At 66.6% G+C, this 15,862-nt stretch carries 15 protein-coding genes and 1 pseudogene; 12 read left to right on the forward strand and 4 right to left on the reverse strand.

Annotation, left to right across the window (positions count from 1 at the left end):
* Window positions 1-9: 9 nt before the first annotated feature.
* A complete protein-coding gene (dapA, locus tag ABT127_RS33675) occupies window positions 10-924 on the forward strand; it encodes a 4-hydroxy-tetrahydrodipicolinate synthase (RefSeq protein ID WP_351458506.1) in 915 nt (304 codons plus the stop codon).
* Here the strand turns inward: dapA and ABT127_RS33680 are convergent.
* Window positions 911-2,086 (reverse strand): YncE family protein, encoded by a 1,176-nt coding sequence (locus ABT127_RS33680; RefSeq protein WP_351458509.1) that lies wholly within the window; start codon window positions 2,084-2,086, stop codon window positions 911-913. The genes dapA and ABT127_RS33680 overlap by 14 nt on opposite strands.
* Window positions 2,083-2,640 (reverse strand): SigE family RNA polymerase sigma factor, encoded by a 558-nt coding sequence (locus tag ABT127_RS33685; RefSeq protein WP_351458598.1) that lies wholly within the window; start codon window positions 2,638-2,640, stop codon window positions 2,083-2,085. Before ABT127_RS33685 ends, ABT127_RS33680 begins: the two co-directional genes overlap by 4 nt.
* Window positions 2,641-3,103: 463 nt before the next feature.
* Here ABT127_RS33685 and ABT127_RS33690 point away from each other — a divergent pair.
* A pseudogene (locus tag ABT127_RS33690) lies at window positions 3,104-3,292 on the forward strand (NUDIX hydrolase); the annotation flags it as partial.
* 309 nt (window positions 3,293-3,601) lie between these two features.
* Here ABT127_RS33690 and ABT127_RS33695 read toward each other — a convergent pair.
* The gene (locus ABT127_RS33695; RefSeq protein ID WP_351458511.1) at window positions 3,602-4,948 is read right to left on the reverse strand and encodes a hypothetical protein; all 1,347 of its coding nucleotides are present in this window, start codon (window positions 4,946-4,948) and stop codon (window positions 3,602-3,604) included.
* 708 nt (window positions 4,949-5,656) lie between these two features.
* Between ABT127_RS33695 and ABT127_RS33700 the strand changes: the two genes are divergently transcribed.
* The 10 genes from ABT127_RS33700 (at window position 5,657) to ABT127_RS33745 (ending at window position 14,826) form a co-directional block, all read left to right on the forward strand.
* The gene (locus ABT127_RS33700; RefSeq protein ID WP_351458514.1) at window positions 5,657-6,946 is read left to right on the forward strand and encodes a TfuA-like protein; all 1,290 of its coding nucleotides are present in this window, start codon (window positions 5,657-5,659) and stop codon (window positions 6,944-6,946) included.
* Window positions 6,939-8,078: a YcaO-like family protein gene (locus ABT127_RS33705; protein ID WP_351458517.1), complete on the forward strand. Its 1,140-nt coding sequence runs from the start codon at window positions 6,939-6,941 to the stop codon at window positions 8,076-8,078. The genes ABT127_RS33700 and ABT127_RS33705 overlap by 8 nt, the downstream gene beginning before the upstream one ends.
* A 108-nt stretch (window positions 8,079-8,186) precedes the next feature.
* Entirely contained in the window at window positions 8,187-8,906 is a 720-nt protein-coding gene (locus tag ABT127_RS33710) for a hypothetical protein (protein WP_351458520.1), read from the forward strand.
* Window positions 8,903-9,217: a ubiquitin family protein gene (locus ABT127_RS33715; RefSeq protein ID WP_351458523.1), complete on the forward strand. Its 315-nt coding sequence runs from the start codon at window positions 8,903-8,905 to the stop codon at window positions 9,215-9,217. Before ABT127_RS33710 ends, ABT127_RS33715 begins: the two co-directional genes overlap by 4 nt.
* A gap of 1 nt (window position 9,218) precedes the next feature.
* Window positions 9,219-9,659 (forward strand): hypothetical protein, encoded by a 441-nt coding sequence (locus tag ABT127_RS33720; protein WP_351458525.1) that lies wholly within the window; start codon window positions 9,219-9,221, stop codon window positions 9,657-9,659.
* A complete protein-coding gene (locus ABT127_RS33725) occupies window positions 9,656-10,780 on the forward strand; it encodes an acyl-CoA dehydrogenase family protein (protein ID WP_351458527.1) in 1,125 nt (374 codons plus the stop codon). Before ABT127_RS33720 ends, ABT127_RS33725 begins: the two co-directional genes overlap by 4 nt.
* Entirely contained in the window at window positions 10,780-11,022 is a 243-nt protein-coding gene (locus tag ABT127_RS33730; protein ID WP_351458530.1) for a phosphopantetheine-binding protein, read from the forward strand. Before ABT127_RS33725 ends, ABT127_RS33730 begins: the two co-directional genes overlap by 1 nt.
* Window positions 11,022-12,581 (forward strand): amino acid adenylation domain-containing protein, encoded by a 1,560-nt coding sequence (locus tag ABT127_RS33735; protein ID WP_351458533.1) that lies wholly within the window; start codon window positions 11,022-11,024, stop codon window positions 12,579-12,581. The genes ABT127_RS33730 and ABT127_RS33735 overlap by 1 nt, the downstream gene beginning before the upstream one ends.
* 14 nt (window positions 12,582-12,595) lie before the next feature.
* The gene (locus ABT127_RS33740) at window positions 12,596-13,873 is read left to right on the forward strand and encodes an MFS transporter (RefSeq protein WP_351458536.1); all 1,278 of its coding nucleotides are present in this window, start codon (window positions 12,596-12,598) and stop codon (window positions 13,871-13,873) included.
* 59 nt (window positions 13,874-13,932) lie between these two features.
* The gene (locus ABT127_RS33745; RefSeq protein ID WP_351458538.1) at window positions 13,933-14,826 is read left to right on the forward strand and encodes a phytanoyl-CoA dioxygenase family protein; all 894 of its coding nucleotides are present in this window, start codon (window positions 13,933-13,935) and stop codon (window positions 14,824-14,826) included.
* 411 nt (window positions 14,827-15,237) lie between these two features.
* Here ABT127_RS33745 and ABT127_RS33750 read toward each other — a convergent pair whose 3' ends face one another.
* Window positions 15,238-15,597 (reverse strand): hypothetical protein, encoded by a 360-nt coding sequence (locus ABT127_RS33750; RefSeq protein WP_351458541.1) that lies wholly within the window; start codon window positions 15,595-15,597, stop codon window positions 15,238-15,240.
* Window positions 15,598-15,862: the final 265 nt, after the last annotated feature.

Raw genomic sequence — 15,862 nt, forward strand, 5'->3', positions numbered from 1 at the left:
ACTGCACCCATGGACACCACCGCCCCGCGAAGCCCCCGCAGCCCTTTCGGCCGCGCCCTGTGCGCCATGGTCACCCCCTTCACCGACGACGGCGCCCTTGACCTGACCGCCGCGCAGCGACTGGCCGACCGGCTGGTGGCCGGGGGCTGCGAAGGGCTGGTGCTGTCCGGCACCACCGGGGAGTCCCCCACCACGACGGACGCCGAGAAGTCGGACCTGGTGCGCGCGGTGTGCGAGGCCGCCGACGGCCGGGCCACGGTCATCGCGGGCGTCGGCACGTCAGACACCCGGCACACGCTCGCCTTGGCCCGGCAGGCCCAACGAGCAGGCGCGGACGGCCTGTTGGCGGTCACCCCGTACTACAGCAGGCCGCCGCAGGACGCCGTGGAGGCCCACTTCCGCGAACTGGCCGACGCCGTCGACGTACCCGTGATGCTCTACGACATCCCCGGCCGCACCGGCACCCGCATCGAGCCCGGGACCATGATCCGGCTCGCCGCGCATCCGCGGATCGTCGCCGTGAAGGACTGCGCGTACGACCTGCTCGGCACGCAGACGGTCATGGCCGCCACCGACCTGGCGTACTACACGGGCTGCGACGAGTACGTGCTCGCGCTGTACGCGCTGGGCGGCGCCGGGTACGTCTCGACGGTCGCGAACGCCGCGCCCCGCGCCTTCCGCGCGATCGTCGACGCGTACGACGCGGGGGACACCGCCGAGGCGGCCCGCCGCCAGCGGCTGACGGTGCCGCTGACACAAGCGGTGATGAGCGCAGGGCTGCCCGGAACCGTCACCGTGAAGGCCCTCCTGGCCGCACTCGGCCTGCCGGGCGGCGGCCCGGTCCGGGCACCCCTGCGGCCCGCCGGCCAGGAGGTGGCCGACGGGCTGCTCAGGGTGTACGAGGAGTTGGTCAGCGCGTCGTGAACTGGGGGTACCAGCGGCCCGGATAGTCGGCCGACGCCTTGCGGAAGTCGCTGAGCGGGACCGTCTTGTGGCTGTGAAGCGTGACGAGCAACAGCTGATTGCGGAACTCGCCCTTCTTGTCGCACTGCTTGGGATCGCAGCCCCAGGCGATGACCCGGTCGTCGTCCGCCCAGGCCAGCGGCGTCTGCACGGACAGCTGGTCGACGGGGGTCCCGCTCCGGGCGTCGAGCACGGCGCCACCGTCCTGGATCACCAACGTGCCGTTCGGGGAGATGCCCTGGTCCACGTACGGCTGGAAGTGCAGGGCGTTGTCGGGGACCGCCGCTTCCCTGCCCTTCAGGTCGTAGTAGTCACCGCCGCCCATGGCGTCGCTGAACACGAGGTTCCCGGCGTGGCTGAAGGCGAAGTCCTGGCGGGCGTTGCTGTTCGACTCGTCGGCGGGCACCGCGTGCCACTTTCCTCTGCCCTTGTCGGCGTCGAGGACGTAGAAACCGGTCCGGGTCGAGGCCTGCGGTCCCGGCTCGCCGCCGTCGGTCATCTGGGGGCCGGTCGTCCAGTGGTCCGGGTCCTTCTCGTACGTCGTCGCGACGAGCCTGCCGCCGTCGGGCGAGAACGCGACCGCGGCCACCTTGTGGTCGACGGGGATCCACCGCACGACCTCGTCGGTGGCGAGGTCGAGGATCCCGATCCGGTCGGCGGGCAGCTTCCGCTCCAGCACGGCGGCGGTGCGCAGGCCGGGGGCGACGGTCAGCCAGGACCACCGGGTGGTCTTGCGGTAGGTCTTCGTGCTCGGGTCGAGCACGCCGTAGGTGCGGGTCAGTTCGACGTCGCCGCCGTCCAGCTTCACGTGCTTGTACGTCTGGAACGCGGCCAGTGCCGACCGCCCCGCCGCGATCGCGTCGCGCGGCGGCGACTGGTCGGTGTGCGCGATGACGTCCTCGGTGTCGAGCACGCCCGCGGTCCGGTCCTCGTCCTCCAGGGCCCGCGGCACCAGCACGGCCGCGGCCACCACGGCGGTCACCGCGAGCACCGCCGTCACGGCGGTACGCCCCCGGCGGCGGCGCCGGGCCACGAGCACCCGGTCGGCCAGGTCGGGCGCGGCGGGGCCGGTGGCGGCGGCCTGCTCGCGCAAGGTGTCCTTCAGTACCTCTTCGACATTCACGGGCGCACCTCCACGGGCGCGTAGTCACGGGACGGCGAGGGTCCGGCGGTGCCGGGCCCCAGCTCCGGCACGAGGCCGCGCAGCTTGGCCAGGGACCGGTGGGTGGTGGAGCGGACGGTGCCGACGGAACAGCCCAGGAGACGGGCCACGTCCGCCTCGGGCAGGTCCTCGAAGTAACGCAGGACGAGAACGCTGCGCTGGCGGGCGGTGAGCCGGCCCAGGGCCTCGGCCACGACGACGCGCAGCTCAGCGGACGAGGTACTCCCCTCGCCGCCGGCGCTGTCCGGCACCTCCCCGTAACTCACTTCCCTCTTGGGCCATTTGAGCCGCCACCGGCCGATCTGCTGCCGGTACAGGACCTGCCGCACATACGCCTCGGGATCCTCGACCCGGTTCCACCGCCCCGCGACCTTGATCAGCGCGTTCTGCAACAGATCCTCGCCCGCGTGCCGGTCGCCGCCGCTGAGCAGCACGGCCGTCTTCAGCAGCGCCGACGACCGACCGGCCACGAACTCCCGGAAACTCTCCGCGCCCTGATCGTGCACGGCATCCATCGTCACCTTCCCTCTCCCCCACCACCGACGTGGTGCTCCTGACCTTGGTGACGCCTGTGAAGGCCCCCTGCTATGCCACCCCGCCGAAAATCTTTCCCCGCCCACGACATGGGCGGATCAGTTGCGGCTGCTCTGACGGCGCAGCAGGTCAGGCACGTAGCCCTCACCCTGGACCGCCTCCGGGCCGTCGTCTGTCACGCCCTCCCCCGGGCTACGCGATCCACCGCGCCCCGGGTCCGAGCCTCGCTCGACGGAACCAGGTGCGCGTACGTCCGGGCGTGGAGGCAGGATCGTAGTGGCGGGGTACTCGCTCCTGGCCTTGATCCTCTCGCCCGCGTCGAGGAAGAGACGCGATGCCGTGACATCGGGCCCGTTCAGGGTCTTCCAGGGCCAGGTCACCTGCACTGGCGGATGACGGCTTCGTCCCAGGCGGGGCGGGGATCGGCGAGTCAGCCGCAGACGCCACACCGACCCGGGTCGCGTCATGACGTACGACGATGGCGACGTTCGCCGGCAGTTCTCGATCTGCTTCACGGCCCGCGTTCTCGGCGGCGAGCCCCGAACGAGCAGCGAGAGCAAGGAGGTCGAGCTGACCATCCGCCCGTCCATGCGGATGCGGATCGAGCACGGCCTGTCCAACCGCTCCGAGCCCCTACATCGGGTGACTGGGCGGCAATGGGCGGCGAGTCCTCTCGGAAGGCCAGGTGCTTTTGACCTGAGCGAACAGGTTCCTTCCCACCGTTGTGACGCCAGATCTCGCGCGAACACGCGTACTCGGCCGGCCAAGTGAAACGCTCAGTGGCCAACTGGAACACTCAGTCACATCTAGGGCTCGCGGCCTGTTCGGGGCACTGCTGCTACAGCTCGAACTGAGGTTCAGCACGCGGACCGACACCGGACGTTGACGCGAACATCTCTATGAAGCCCGAGGCCGGGCCATCCTGTTGTGCCGGATTTCGTTTCAGCCGAGGTAGTGCTGGTCCAGGCTCTTCGGCGCGATGGCGGGATGGGCGAGGACACGGGGCCGGGGAGAGGTGTGGCAGGGAGGAGCGCCAGCGTCGGGAACGAGCTCACGGACAGCGGGAGCGTCCGTCATCAGCGTCGGGCTGAAGGAGACGTGGCACTTCCGTGCCTCGGTTTCGAGGTGGTAGGCCACGCCCTCGTGGACGACGTTCTCCGGCCGTGTGGCGAGGTAGACGAATACGGGGTCGATCTCGCGCAGCAGCGACTTGGGTACCCGCGCGGGCAGGGTGAGCCTGTAATACCGCGGCCGCTTCGCCAGCCGGTGCCTTTCCAGCCAGGAGCGGCCGAACGGCCGGAGGCTGGTGAACATGGCAAAGCTCCACTCGAGTTTGACCCCGGTCACGACCAGCAGAAAGTTCACCACGAACGCGAGGACGAACAGCCAGTGCGTGAGCTGACTTCGCTGAGGGGCAGGTACCGCGGCACCTCGGGAAAGCGACAACGCGACGGCGCCCATCGCACCGTAGACAGCACCCTCCCAATAGTCCTTGGCCAGCCAGCGGCCGGAGCGGGGGCCGGCAGCGGACCTCCCCAGGAGCAGCGCCACCACTCCCACGAGGAGCGCAGCGCACCCGACGGACCCCAGGTCGCCGGAGACCTCGATGCGGTCGGACGAGGAGAACATGGTCACCCACAAGGCCATGGCGACCACGGAGAAGGGGAAGTTCCCCGACACTCCGAAAGCCAGATGCATCAGGATCGCGAGCCAAAGGCTCCAGCGGTCGCCGCCGGGGACCAACAGCAGTGCACCGACAGCGAACTCGAAGAGGACCACCGTGAACGGTACGGTCCTCAGGATCCTGGGGCGCAGCGGCCAGCCGAGCAGCCCGAGGTAGTGAGCGGTGACTACCCGGCTCGCACTTCGCTCTGTGAGCAGGTGTTCGTCATTGACCTTCAGCAGCGCCGCGGTCAGATAGACGCCCGCGAGCAGGTCGTGCGCGACCACTGCGTGCAGATCGGGAGAAGTGCACGAAATGGCAGCTATCGCCACCGTTCCGAGCCATGAATGATTCGACAGACGTCGGTTGGTCGCGAGTACCCAGCATGCGACGAGGGCGAACGGGATGAAGCGGGTTCCCGGGGAATGCATGGTCAAGGCCGTCAGGACGGCCAGGGGCAGAGCCGCAGATTGGCCGAAAATGGCCGCCATGCGCGGGAGTCTGATCGCGAAGATTGGCGCGTAGTGATGCCCGACGCCCGAGAGTCCGTATTCCCAGTACCTATTGATCTGATGGAATAGGAGGCTCGCCGCGAGGAGCGCGACAGGCGTGACCTGGAAATGCATGCCGCCCCCAGCGGTCGATGAGCATGCAGAAGTTAAGGAAATGCCGGATGCCAGTCGCATTCAGGTCCCCGTAAGGGCCCGCATGCGTCGAAGCGATTCTGCGGCCAACGCGTCCTTCAAGATCCTGCACGCACCTCAGGGGACCGTCAAGGGGGAGCGGCATCATCGGCGGCCTGCCGTGTCGGCCACTCAGCGCCCATCGCCAACAGTTGACGATGCTGCAGCTCTGACCAGGTGCTTTGTGGTGGGCGCAGCCGTATTCGCGATGTCAGGTTCACCACGGGAAGGCAAACTGCAACCCAAGGGATTCTGTTGCGGCGGCCACGGTATTCCAATGGAGACAAAAGATTGACAATGCGCCGGTCTTTTATGCTGGCGCACGTTAGAACGCGCGTACTGGGCCTATGGGTGAGATGCAATGCGGAGAGATCTTCTAGACGAGGAACAAGGATTCATGTAGCTTGCAGTCGGCGCCAAGACGGTGCTGATATTTCCCTCTGTTAGCGAAGGGAGAACAACATGGCCGAGGTCATGGCAGACATCAGCGAGGTCGAAGAGCTCACCGGTGAGGACTTCGAGGGCCTGTTCGCCGGCACCCCGCTCGTCATCACGGACAGCGAAGTCAAGGACTGACGCCAGAACCATCAGGTTCTAGCGGCTGGACTGACTGTGTAGTCCTGTTCGTGCACGCTGAAACGGGGGAAGGGCATGACGGTTCATGTGTTCGTCGGGCCGTCGTGCCCTGAACCTCTCGTACTCAAGAATTACCCAGAATTCTCTGTGCACGGCCCTGTCAAACATGGAGATCTCTTCTCGCCGGAGATCTCCTCGGGAGACGTGGTCGTTGTCGTGGACGGGCTTTACCATCATCGTCTGGCGCTGCGGCACAAAGAAATCCTCGACGCCCTGTCGCGCAGCACCACGGTCATTGGGGCGTCCAGCATCGGTGCGCTCCGCGCGGCGGAACTCCACCCGTTCGGCATGATCGGCGTCGGCCGGGTCTACGACTGGTACCGCGGCGGGGTCTTCGACGGAGACGACGCCGTGAGTGTGGCTCACGGCGAAACAGGTCCGTTGGCCGGTATCAACATCCCGCTGGTGAATCTCCACAGCGCCATCTTGGCCGCACTGGGCGCCGGTGTCCTCCGAAGAGACGAGGGGCAGCGCCTGAAGGCGCGTTGGGAGCAGGAGTACTACCCGCTGCGCACCTCGGAGCGGGTTCTTCTTCTGGCCGACGAGGTAGGTGCGAGCGCGTTCGCCGACTGGTATCGCGAACGGGTTCGCCATGCACCTGACGCGTTCGACCAGAAACAGGCTGATGCGCTGGAGGCCTTCGCCCTCGCCGACCGACTCCATGCACTGCCCCTCGCGAAGCGTCCCGACGCCGGACGCACTGGCCAGGACTGGCGTACCGAATTCCACCGGCGCTGGCGCAACAGGTTCGCGACGGCTCCCGGCCTACAACACCGGCTCGCATATCAGCAGATCTTCAATGCTGGTTTCCCCGATGTCTGGTGGGACTACCTCGACAACTCCTCCAGTTCGACACTTCCCGGAGCTTCAGACGGATTCCGAGGGCGGGTGCGTCAACAACTGGGGTCCGAGGCCGCGCAATGGCTCGAAGAGCCCGAGAAACGAGCCCGGATCACCGCACTGGTCTGTCCTTTGCCCGACCTGGCGGACCCTCGGGAGGCGGACCTGTTGCTGAGACATGAGACGGCACAGGACAGGGCCCGAGCTGCCGACTGGCTGGAGCAGAACCGACAGCACCTGAACTCCCATCCCGGACGCAGCCTCAGCCAGATCGGGGGCGCTGTGTGTGCCAAGCTGCTCGCGCGCATCTGGGACCTTCGCCCGGGTGACGATCTGGCGGCGGAGTGCGGCAGACGAGGCTTTCCCTCGCTGCGCCAAGCGGCCAATGCGATACGCCCCTTCGCCATCGGATACCTGTCACACGTCCAACGGACTCGGCAGGGCGGAGGGTTCGGACATGCCTAAGGTCAGACTGCCCGGCACCCACCGCGCGGTGGCACCCGAAACCACCTGGTCGCGCATTGAGGGCCGGTTGTCCCAGTACGGGATCACCCGGGTCGCCGAGGTCACCCGGCTGGACAACATAGGTGTCCCCGTGTTCCTGGCGGTCCGACCCGAGTCGCAGACCCTTGCCGTATCACAGGGCAAGGGTGTCACACCGCTTCTGGCGAAGCTCTCGGCAGTCATGGAGTCCATCGAACTCCGGTATGCCGAAAGCCCGGCGCACGACGTCTTCACCGCGACGGCCGAGAGCCTCGACCTTCCCTATGCGCTGGCGGATCTGAATCTCCGTGTCGCTGGGGACTGGATCCAGCAACTCGAACTTCCGTGGCTGTGGGCAAGCTCGCTGGCGGACGGCATGCGTGTGCCCGTGCCGTTCGACCTGGTCCGGCTGTCCTACAGCGGTGACCACTTCTGGCGACCTCGCCTCTTCGAGTCGAGCAGCACAGGGCTCGCCTCAGGCAATACCTTCGCTGAAGCATGTCTCCACGGCTTGTACGAGGCAGTCGAGCGCGACGTGTTGGCTGCCCACCCCTCCCGCACCGCCCCCGGGCGGTGGCCGGTGAACCCTGCGACCATCGGCGACGAGCACACCCAGTCCCTCTGCCGTCGCCTCACCGACGCGGGGGTCGAGTTCGAGATCGCGTGCATCCCCAACCGGTTCGGCATCCCGACATTCGCCGCGTTCGTCTGGTCCCCCCTCTTCCCCATTGTCTGCGCCGGCTCGGGCAGTCACATGGACGCGGATGTGGCTCTGTCCCGGGCGCTGACCGAAGCCGTGCAGAGCCGGTTGACGGAGATCAGCGCGACCCGTGACGACATCCCGTCGGATCAGGACACCGTCAGGGACGCCAGCACAGACCCGGGCTTCCGCCCTCACGACGCGGGGATGAGCGTCGAAAGCGCCCTTCGCGGTCACGGGGGTCGCTACGAAGACATGGACGAAGAGCTGATCTCCGTCACGAAGAGGCTGGTGGAGGTCGTTGGCCATGCCCCTCTCGCAGTGCGGCTGTCCGAACCGTCCGAGCCCTTCAGCGTCGCACGCGTCATCTGCCCCGGGCTCTCCTACGCAGAAGGACGCACGCTCTCGACATGACTTCCAGCGTTCATGCAGTCCCGAACCAAGGACCAGTAGGCGAGGTTTCGAGTGAATAGCCAACGGGGCAGTTTCCAGCACTCCGAGGGATACCTCCTCGAGTACGAAGTGACGGAGCCTGAATCCGTCTCCAGCCCCTACTTGCATGTTCTCTTCCACGGCTTCAGCCGCATCGAGAAGCACGTGCCGCCGGTCTTCGCACGAAAGCAGTGGAGGGGATCGGACCAGGCGGTGTGTCTCTCCTTCTCCGACCCCATCCACAGATTCAGCCAGGATTCGTGCTGCGGCTGGTTCCTCCTGGGCGAGGCCGAGTTCGCGCCGAGAATGTACGCGCTGCGTACTGCCCTGATGGAGCGTCATGGACTCAGGGGAACGGTATGGCACGGGCTGTCCTCCGGCGGATACACCGCACTCAAGCATTGCATGAGGGCGGGAGGCGACGATCTCGCGTTCGTCGTCTCGCCGCACAACGAACCGACCGTACTGCCCCAGTGGGAACGGGAGGCCGCGCCGTTCGCCGGCCTCCCGGGCATGGCGGCACCCGAGGCCATGACCAACATCATCAAGGGCTGGGACGCACCTGGCAGCGGCCGATACCTGCATGCACTGATATCGGAGAAGGATTCCTATTTCGCTCTGGAGCACCTGCGCCCCATCATGCGCAGTTTCACGGGCCGCGGCAGTGCTCGGGCCGTCATGCTCCGGGACGGCCGAGGCCACGGATTCATCAAGGACGCCGACTACGACTCCCAGCTGGAGGAAGCCATCCGCGGCTGGGAGATCCACCGGTCCCGCCGCTCCCCCGCGGAGACGAGCACCTCCGCATGAAGACAGCACAGGATCAGGCCGAGGAGTACGCAGTGTCCGACGTGACGGTCATCCTCTCGACCCCGCTCGCCAGGTTCGCCGACGGCGAGACCAAGTTCAGCGTGCCCGCCGGCACCTTCCACGAGGTGATCGCGGAGGTGTACGAACGCCATCCGGCGCTGCGCGTGCGCGTGGCGGACAGCGCTGGTGCGCTGCTCCCCTTCGTGAGCGTCTATGTCGGAGAGGACAACATTCGCGATCTTGGTTCGTCCGACGTCGAGGTGGCGCCGAGCAGCACCGTGATGATCATGTCGGCGGTGGCCGGTGGCTAGCGTGGAACCGCTGCGGACGATCCGAGCGGCGACGGCCGCCGATGCGGCAGCCATTCGTGAGCTCTACGGAGCCGGTGGTATCGACGAGTTCAGCGATCGGCTCACCGATCGCGACGCGGCGCCCGGCACCACACATTACGTCGCCGAATCCGATCACCAGGTCGTGGCGGCGTTCGCCCTCACATCACTTGGCCGACTCCGGCCGGGGGGCAGCTCCCGGCTGATGCTTCACGAAATCAAGCTCCGGCCGAACTCCCGGGGTTCCGGGGTCGTCGAGGACATTTTCGGCTGGCTGGCGACAACACTCGCTGTGGGTACCGAGACCGAGCTGCTGGCCCTGGCCCCGCTGGGACAACGCCCCTCCAGCTTCGATCGGTTCGGTCTCTCCGAGTCGCACCAGGCCTTCAAGTGGTCGATTCGGGAAGGAGGCGCACGGACATGACGGAATCCACGGCATCCGTACGGGGCGCCGAGTTCACCGACTGGCTGTCCAGTCTGCGAGGCTGGGCTGGCAAGAGCGCGGACCAGGCCACCGCATGGAGTGAAGGCGCTGCTCAGGGACTGCTGTCCCTGGCCGTTCCCGAATCCGCAGGCGGCGCCGGCGCCGGCTATGAGGCTGCCTGTCTCGCCCTGGAGGCGGTCGCCGAGGAGAGCGGCCTGAGCGGCCTGGTCTTCTCCATGGCCGCCCAGATGTGGGCGTGCCAGGATCCGATACTCGAATTCGGTAGCCCTGCGCAGCACGCCAGATATCTGACGCCGCTCCTGACAGGAACGGCGGTCGGCGCCTTCGCGGCAACCGAGTACGACTCGGGTTCGGATCTGCTCTCCTTGAAGACCAGAGCCGAGCAGGGTGGCGACGGCCGGTGGCAGCTGAACGGCTCCAAGACCTTCATCACCAACGGCCCGATCGCCGACGTTTTCCTGATCCTCGCCCGTACCGCTGAGGGCAGCGCCCTGTCCGGACTCACGGCCTTCCTTGTCCCCCGGGACACTCCGGGCCTACAGGTCGGCACAGTGATCGGCAAGACTGGTCTGGAGGGTGCGGAACTCGGTTCCTTGCTCCTCGACAACTGCGCCGTCGAGAACGCGGACCTGCTGGGCGGCGTCGGCAGTGGATTTGCCGTGCTGATGCACGCGATGCGGTACGAGCGGGCCTTCATCCTCGCTCCTGTGTTGGGCCTCATGGCCAGGGCGCTGCGCCAGGCGCTCGATCACACCCGTGTCCGCAGCCAGTTCGGGCAGCCCCTCAGCTCGTACGACACGATCCGGCAGCGCCTGGTGCGGATGCACCTGAGTCTGACCAGCGCACGGGAGCTGCTGTACACCACGGCACGGGCCGCCGATGTCGACTCCCTCGACCACGCCCGGTCATCCCTGACGAAACTGCACGTCAGCACCGAGTTCAACCGGTTCTGCCAGGAACTTCCCGATCTCTACGGCGGCTATGCGCTGCTGCCAGAAACGGGTGCGCTCGCGCTGATGGCCGACGCGGTGGCCAGCCGGTACTACTCCGGAACATCCGACATGCAGATGAAGATCATTGCTGAAGGGCTGGGCTTGTGATGACCGAAGACTCCGTGCTCCAGGCGGTTGTCGCCGCAGTCCGGGAGACGGTGCCGGAAGCCGAGATATCCGACCACACCCCACTCATCGCCCGCCGGATCGTCGACTCCCTGTCCTTGCTGAGCCTGGTCGCGCTGTTGGAGAAGGAGTTCTCCGTCACCATCCGGGACTCGGAGATTCTTCCCGCGAACTTCGAGACCCCACTCGCAATCTGCGATTTCCTGAAGGCCAAGGGCTGCTGATGGCCTCCGGACGTTCTCTCGCGGACGATCTGCGGACCACCGCAGCACACCACGGCGACCGCACCGCCGTCATCGACGGGGCGACCACACTCACCTACGCCGAGCTGGACGGCATGGCGGAACGAGTCGCCCAAGCGCTCCGGTCTCTGGGCGTCGGTCCCGGAGACTGTGTCGTCTGGCACGGATCGAAGTCCTGTCTCGCCGTGGCAGCCGTCCACGGCATCCTCCGCTCGGAGGCCGGCTACGTGCCGGTCGATCCCGACGGGCCGATCACCCGCGCCGGTCTCATAGCCGGGCGCAGCCGCCCCCGGGTACTGCTCGCCGACACCGACGCCCGCGACCAGTGGCTCGCCATCGCCTCCGAGCTCTCCTGGCGACCGCTGCTCGACGGCTCCGACGCGGCCGCCGGCCTGTGGTGCGCGATTCCCAAAGACCCACCGCGTGAACCTCTGGCGGACCTCGCGTACGTCCTCCACACCTCTGGCAGCACCGGTCTCCCCAAGGGAGTCGTGCACACCCACGCCAGTGCCTCGGCGTTCGTCGACTGGGCGGTTCGGGAACTCGGACTCACCCAGGACGACGTCATCATCAACTCCGCGCCGCTCCACTTCGACCCCACCACGCTCCACCTTTTCGGAGCTGCCCGAGTCGGCGCTGCCGTCGCCCTGATGCCTGCCGCGGCGGGCCCCTTCCCTGCTGCCTACGTGGACTTCTGCCGTCAGGTCGGCGGCACTGTCTGGTACGCCGTCACCTCGACGCTGGCCTGGCTGACACGACGGGGCAAGGACCATCTGCCGGGACTCAAGTCGCTGCGAGCGGCAGTGGTGGGGGGCGAGGTCCTCCAACCAGGCGATGTGAACACGTTGCTCGCGGCCCTCCCCGGCGTTCGGCTGCTCAACGTGTACGGACCGACCGAGAGCAACGTCTGCACGTTCCACGAGATCGACGGTCCGCAGCCCGCCGACGCGGAGATCCCCATAGGACGGGCGCTGCCCGGAGCCGAGATCGCCGTGGTGGACGAGAACCTCGCGCCGGTGGAACCCGGCAGACCCGGACAACTGCTGGTCCGCGGATCCATGCTGATGGAGGGATACCTCGACCCCGAGCAGACCGCTCGGTCCTTCGTCCGCACGGCCGACCAACGACCGTGGTACGCCACCGGGGATCTGGTTCAGGAGAACGCGGCGGGCGAGCTCCAGTTCATCGGACGCGAGGACTCCCAGGTCAAGTCGCGCGGCTTCCGGGTCGAGCTCGGCGAGATCGAGCGGCAGCTCCAGGGGATCGGCAGCGTCCATGAATGCGTTGCCGTGGCCGTGCCTGACGCAGTCTTCTCCAACCTGATCACCGCCTTCGTGACCGCCGACCTCATCGACGAGGTCAAGGCGCTGCCGGATCTGCTGCGCTCCCGGCTGCCGCACTACATGATCCCGCAACGCATCGTCCTGGTCGCGGACCAGCTCCCCAAGAACTCCAACGGCAAGGTCGACCGGAAGGCACTGGCGGAGCTGGCTGCACAGCCGGCACTGGGCGAAACCCCCGGCCTGCTCGTCATCCGCTGACATAAGGAAGATCTGTGACGCTTCCCTTCGCCCCCACGGACGACGACACCACTGAGGTCCTCAAGGTTCCGGACTTCCGGCGGCTGTGGGCCGCCAACGGCTTCCGCTACGCCGCCTCCGAGGTTGCCGGGTTCGCGCTGCCGATCACTGCCCTCCTTCTGCTGCAGGCCCCCCCGCTGGCGATGAGCCTCATCTTCGCCTGCAGCCGGGCCGGATTCCTGACGATTGGGCTTCCGGCCGGCGTCTGGATCGACCGATGGCGGAAGAAGCCCGTGCTGATCTGGGCCGACGTCGTCTACACGGTCGCTTTCGGCAGCGTCCCCGTCGCCTACTTCCTGAATGTTCTCACCGTGGCGCAACTGGTCGTGGTGGCGCTGGCAGTCAGCCTCGCCGGTGTCTTCTTCGACGTGGCACACAGCAGTGTGCTGCCGTACGTACTGCCCAGGCGGCGGGTGGCCGACGGCAACGCACGACTGCAGACCTCCGAGACCACGATCCAGGCGATCTCTCCCAGTGTCGCCGGTGTCCTGACGCAGAGCATCGCCGCTCCCGTCCTCTACTGCTTCGCTGCGCTCTTCCATCTGACTTCGGTCCTGATGCTGTGCCGCATCCATCCGCAAGGAGACGACACCAGGGCGGAATCCAGAACCGAGAAGAGGTTCCGCCGCGAGATCACGGACGGCGTACGAGTCCTCCTGCGGCAGCCCCTCCTGCGCCTGCTGCTCAATCAGGCCGCTCTGAACAACATCGGCGCGGGAGTCCTCCTGGCGATGCTGCCCGTCTTCCTCCTCGACGAGATCGGCATCTCACCCTGGATGTTCGGCCTGCTGTCAACGCTCGGCGCTCTGGCCGGGCTCGCCACCTCGCTGGTGGCTCCCAGGCTGCGCCGTCGCTTCGGCGAGATCCGGATGACGTTGGCCTTCTCCGCTCTGGCTCCGTTCGCCGTCGTGGCGGCACCGGTCGGCGGAATCTTCCGAAGTGCCGCGGTGCCGTTGGTCGCTCTTGCGGAGATCCTCATCGGCATCGCCATCGTGGGCCGCTCGGTATCCACAGCGGGGTTGCGCGCCCGGGTGACGCCCAACGAGTACATGGGCCGGGTCACTGCGGCGTACAGCGTCGTCGTACAGGGCGCCACCCCCCTGGGGGCTCTCGTGGGCGGGGCGATCGCCAGCCACTGGTCCACCAGTGCCGCCTTGTGGACGGGAGCGGTGGCCATGGCTACCCCGCTGGTCCTGTTGTTGCTCTCTCCTCTTCGCCGGTTCCGCACACTCCCCGCCGAATGGGAGGTCTGAATCCCGGCTCCCACAAGCCTCCTCGCAAGTAGAAGCATCACGTTTACCTGGAGACGCACATGTCCGTACTGGAGCAGGCCGCTGCTGAATACGAAGAGCACGGCTTCGCCATCATTCGCAATGTGATCCCTGAGGGCCTGCTCGACGAGGCACGAGCCCACGTCGCATGGCTCACCGCCAAATATCCTGAGCTGCGCCCCGAGCACTTCCACCATCCTCTGATCCGCAATGACGCATTCTGGGTCCGCCTCATATCGGACCCGCGGCTCGTCGACGTCGCCGAGTACTTCCTCGGCCCCGACCTCGCCTGCTTCACGGCCCACTACATCTGCAAACCGCCGTACGACGGCCAGCCGGTGCTCTGGCACCAGGACGGCGCCTACTGGAAACTAGCGCCGATGAACGCCCTGACGGTATGGCTGGCCGTCGACGAGAGCACCACCGAGAACGGCTGCCTGCGCATGATCCCCGGTAGCCACAGGCTGCCTCTGTACGAACCGAATCTGCGTACGGATCGCCCTAACATGCTCTTCTCGGAGGCCGACGCTGGGCTGGTGCGGGACTGGGCCGCCGAACGGGGCGTGGTCGACATCGAACTGAACCCCGGAGACGTCTCGATCCACCACCCGCACCTGCTGCACTGCTCGGAGGCGAACACCTCCCCGAAGCGACGCTGTGGGCTCGACATCGGGTACATCGACACCGCCACCCGTATCGAGAGCCAGGGGCTCTACCTGGACCCCGTACTGGTGCGCGGTGCACCCGTCGAAGGTGTGAACAACTATCGGTCCTTGCCGCGCTACGTGCCCGGCGAGACCATTCCGTTCGTCGGCCACGAGGCCTGGAACAGCCGGCCTGACGTCACCGCGGAGGGCATCCCTGCCGGTGAGGCTCCACTCGCCACGACGGAGCGCATGATCGAGCGCCTGCAGGAAGGCACGGTGGCCCGGTAGGCCGCCCGGGCGCCGATCCCCGGTGCTCCAGCCGTACTTCCACCGCGCCGCGGGCGTGGTGACCGTTGGACGGCGGCATCGCTGTACCTGGTACGCGTGCATGAACATACGATTCCCCGCGGATGCGCGAGCGAGCCCGGACCCATGCGGCCTGGGCTCGCGAGCTGCTCGGAGTCTTGCTGCTACAGCTCGAACTCGAAGTTCAGCACGTCGTTGATCTGCACCTCCTGGAGGGTGCCGGGCGGCGTGCTGCCCTGCGCGCCCTGCTCGTCCACGCTGGCGAAGAGAGCCCCACTCGAATCGCGAGTGGAGCTCTCCACTGTCGACCAAATGACTGTCAATCCCCGCCGCTCCGCATTAGAGAGCCAGCGGGAGCTTAACAAATCCAGGCGTTATTGATCTAGGGGCAGCCTAGGCCACAGCATGGGCTGTCGCCATGTGGGCAGTATTGTCTCCCCAGTATTCGTAGATGACGATATTGACGGGCGACTCCTCGTAGAACCAATTGCCCTGCAGGGTCGCACAGTGCCCGTCATTGGAGGGGTCCGACTGGAATACCCAGGTTGTGCCGTCGGGGCTCTTTCCGCTGATCTCGGCCCGGATTCCACGACCGTCAGATGTATTGTCGCAGACGGTCATCTTCTCTATTCCAGGGTATCCATTGAGGTCGGCGTCGAAGAAGACGTTGCCGCTCTGGTTGCTGGTATAGATCCACCCCGAGTTCTGTGACGCCTGCGCCTGGGTGGCCAGACCCAACGTCGAGAGCGTCAAGGCTCCAACCACAATCGAGGCTCTTTGTATTCTTCGCACGTTTCCCCCACATTCGCGCTTGACTTTCTGCCAAATTTATCGGCGAATCCATCTAAGTGCGAAAGATTGAAACACGCAAGCGGTTTCTAGAAAATACCGAATTGGGGTGGAATGACCGCTCGGTTTCATATCAAAATGCCCCGGGTGGGCTTTTCGGGGAACCTCGATCGATCTCGGGGTTGATCAGTTCGCCGAGCTCTGCGCGCCCGGGCGTCCAGGACCCGTT

This window comes from Streptomyces sp. NPDC001904 (assembly GCF_040297005.1).
Lineage (GTDB): Bacteria > Actinomycetota > Actinomycetes > Streptomycetales > Streptomycetaceae > Streptomyces.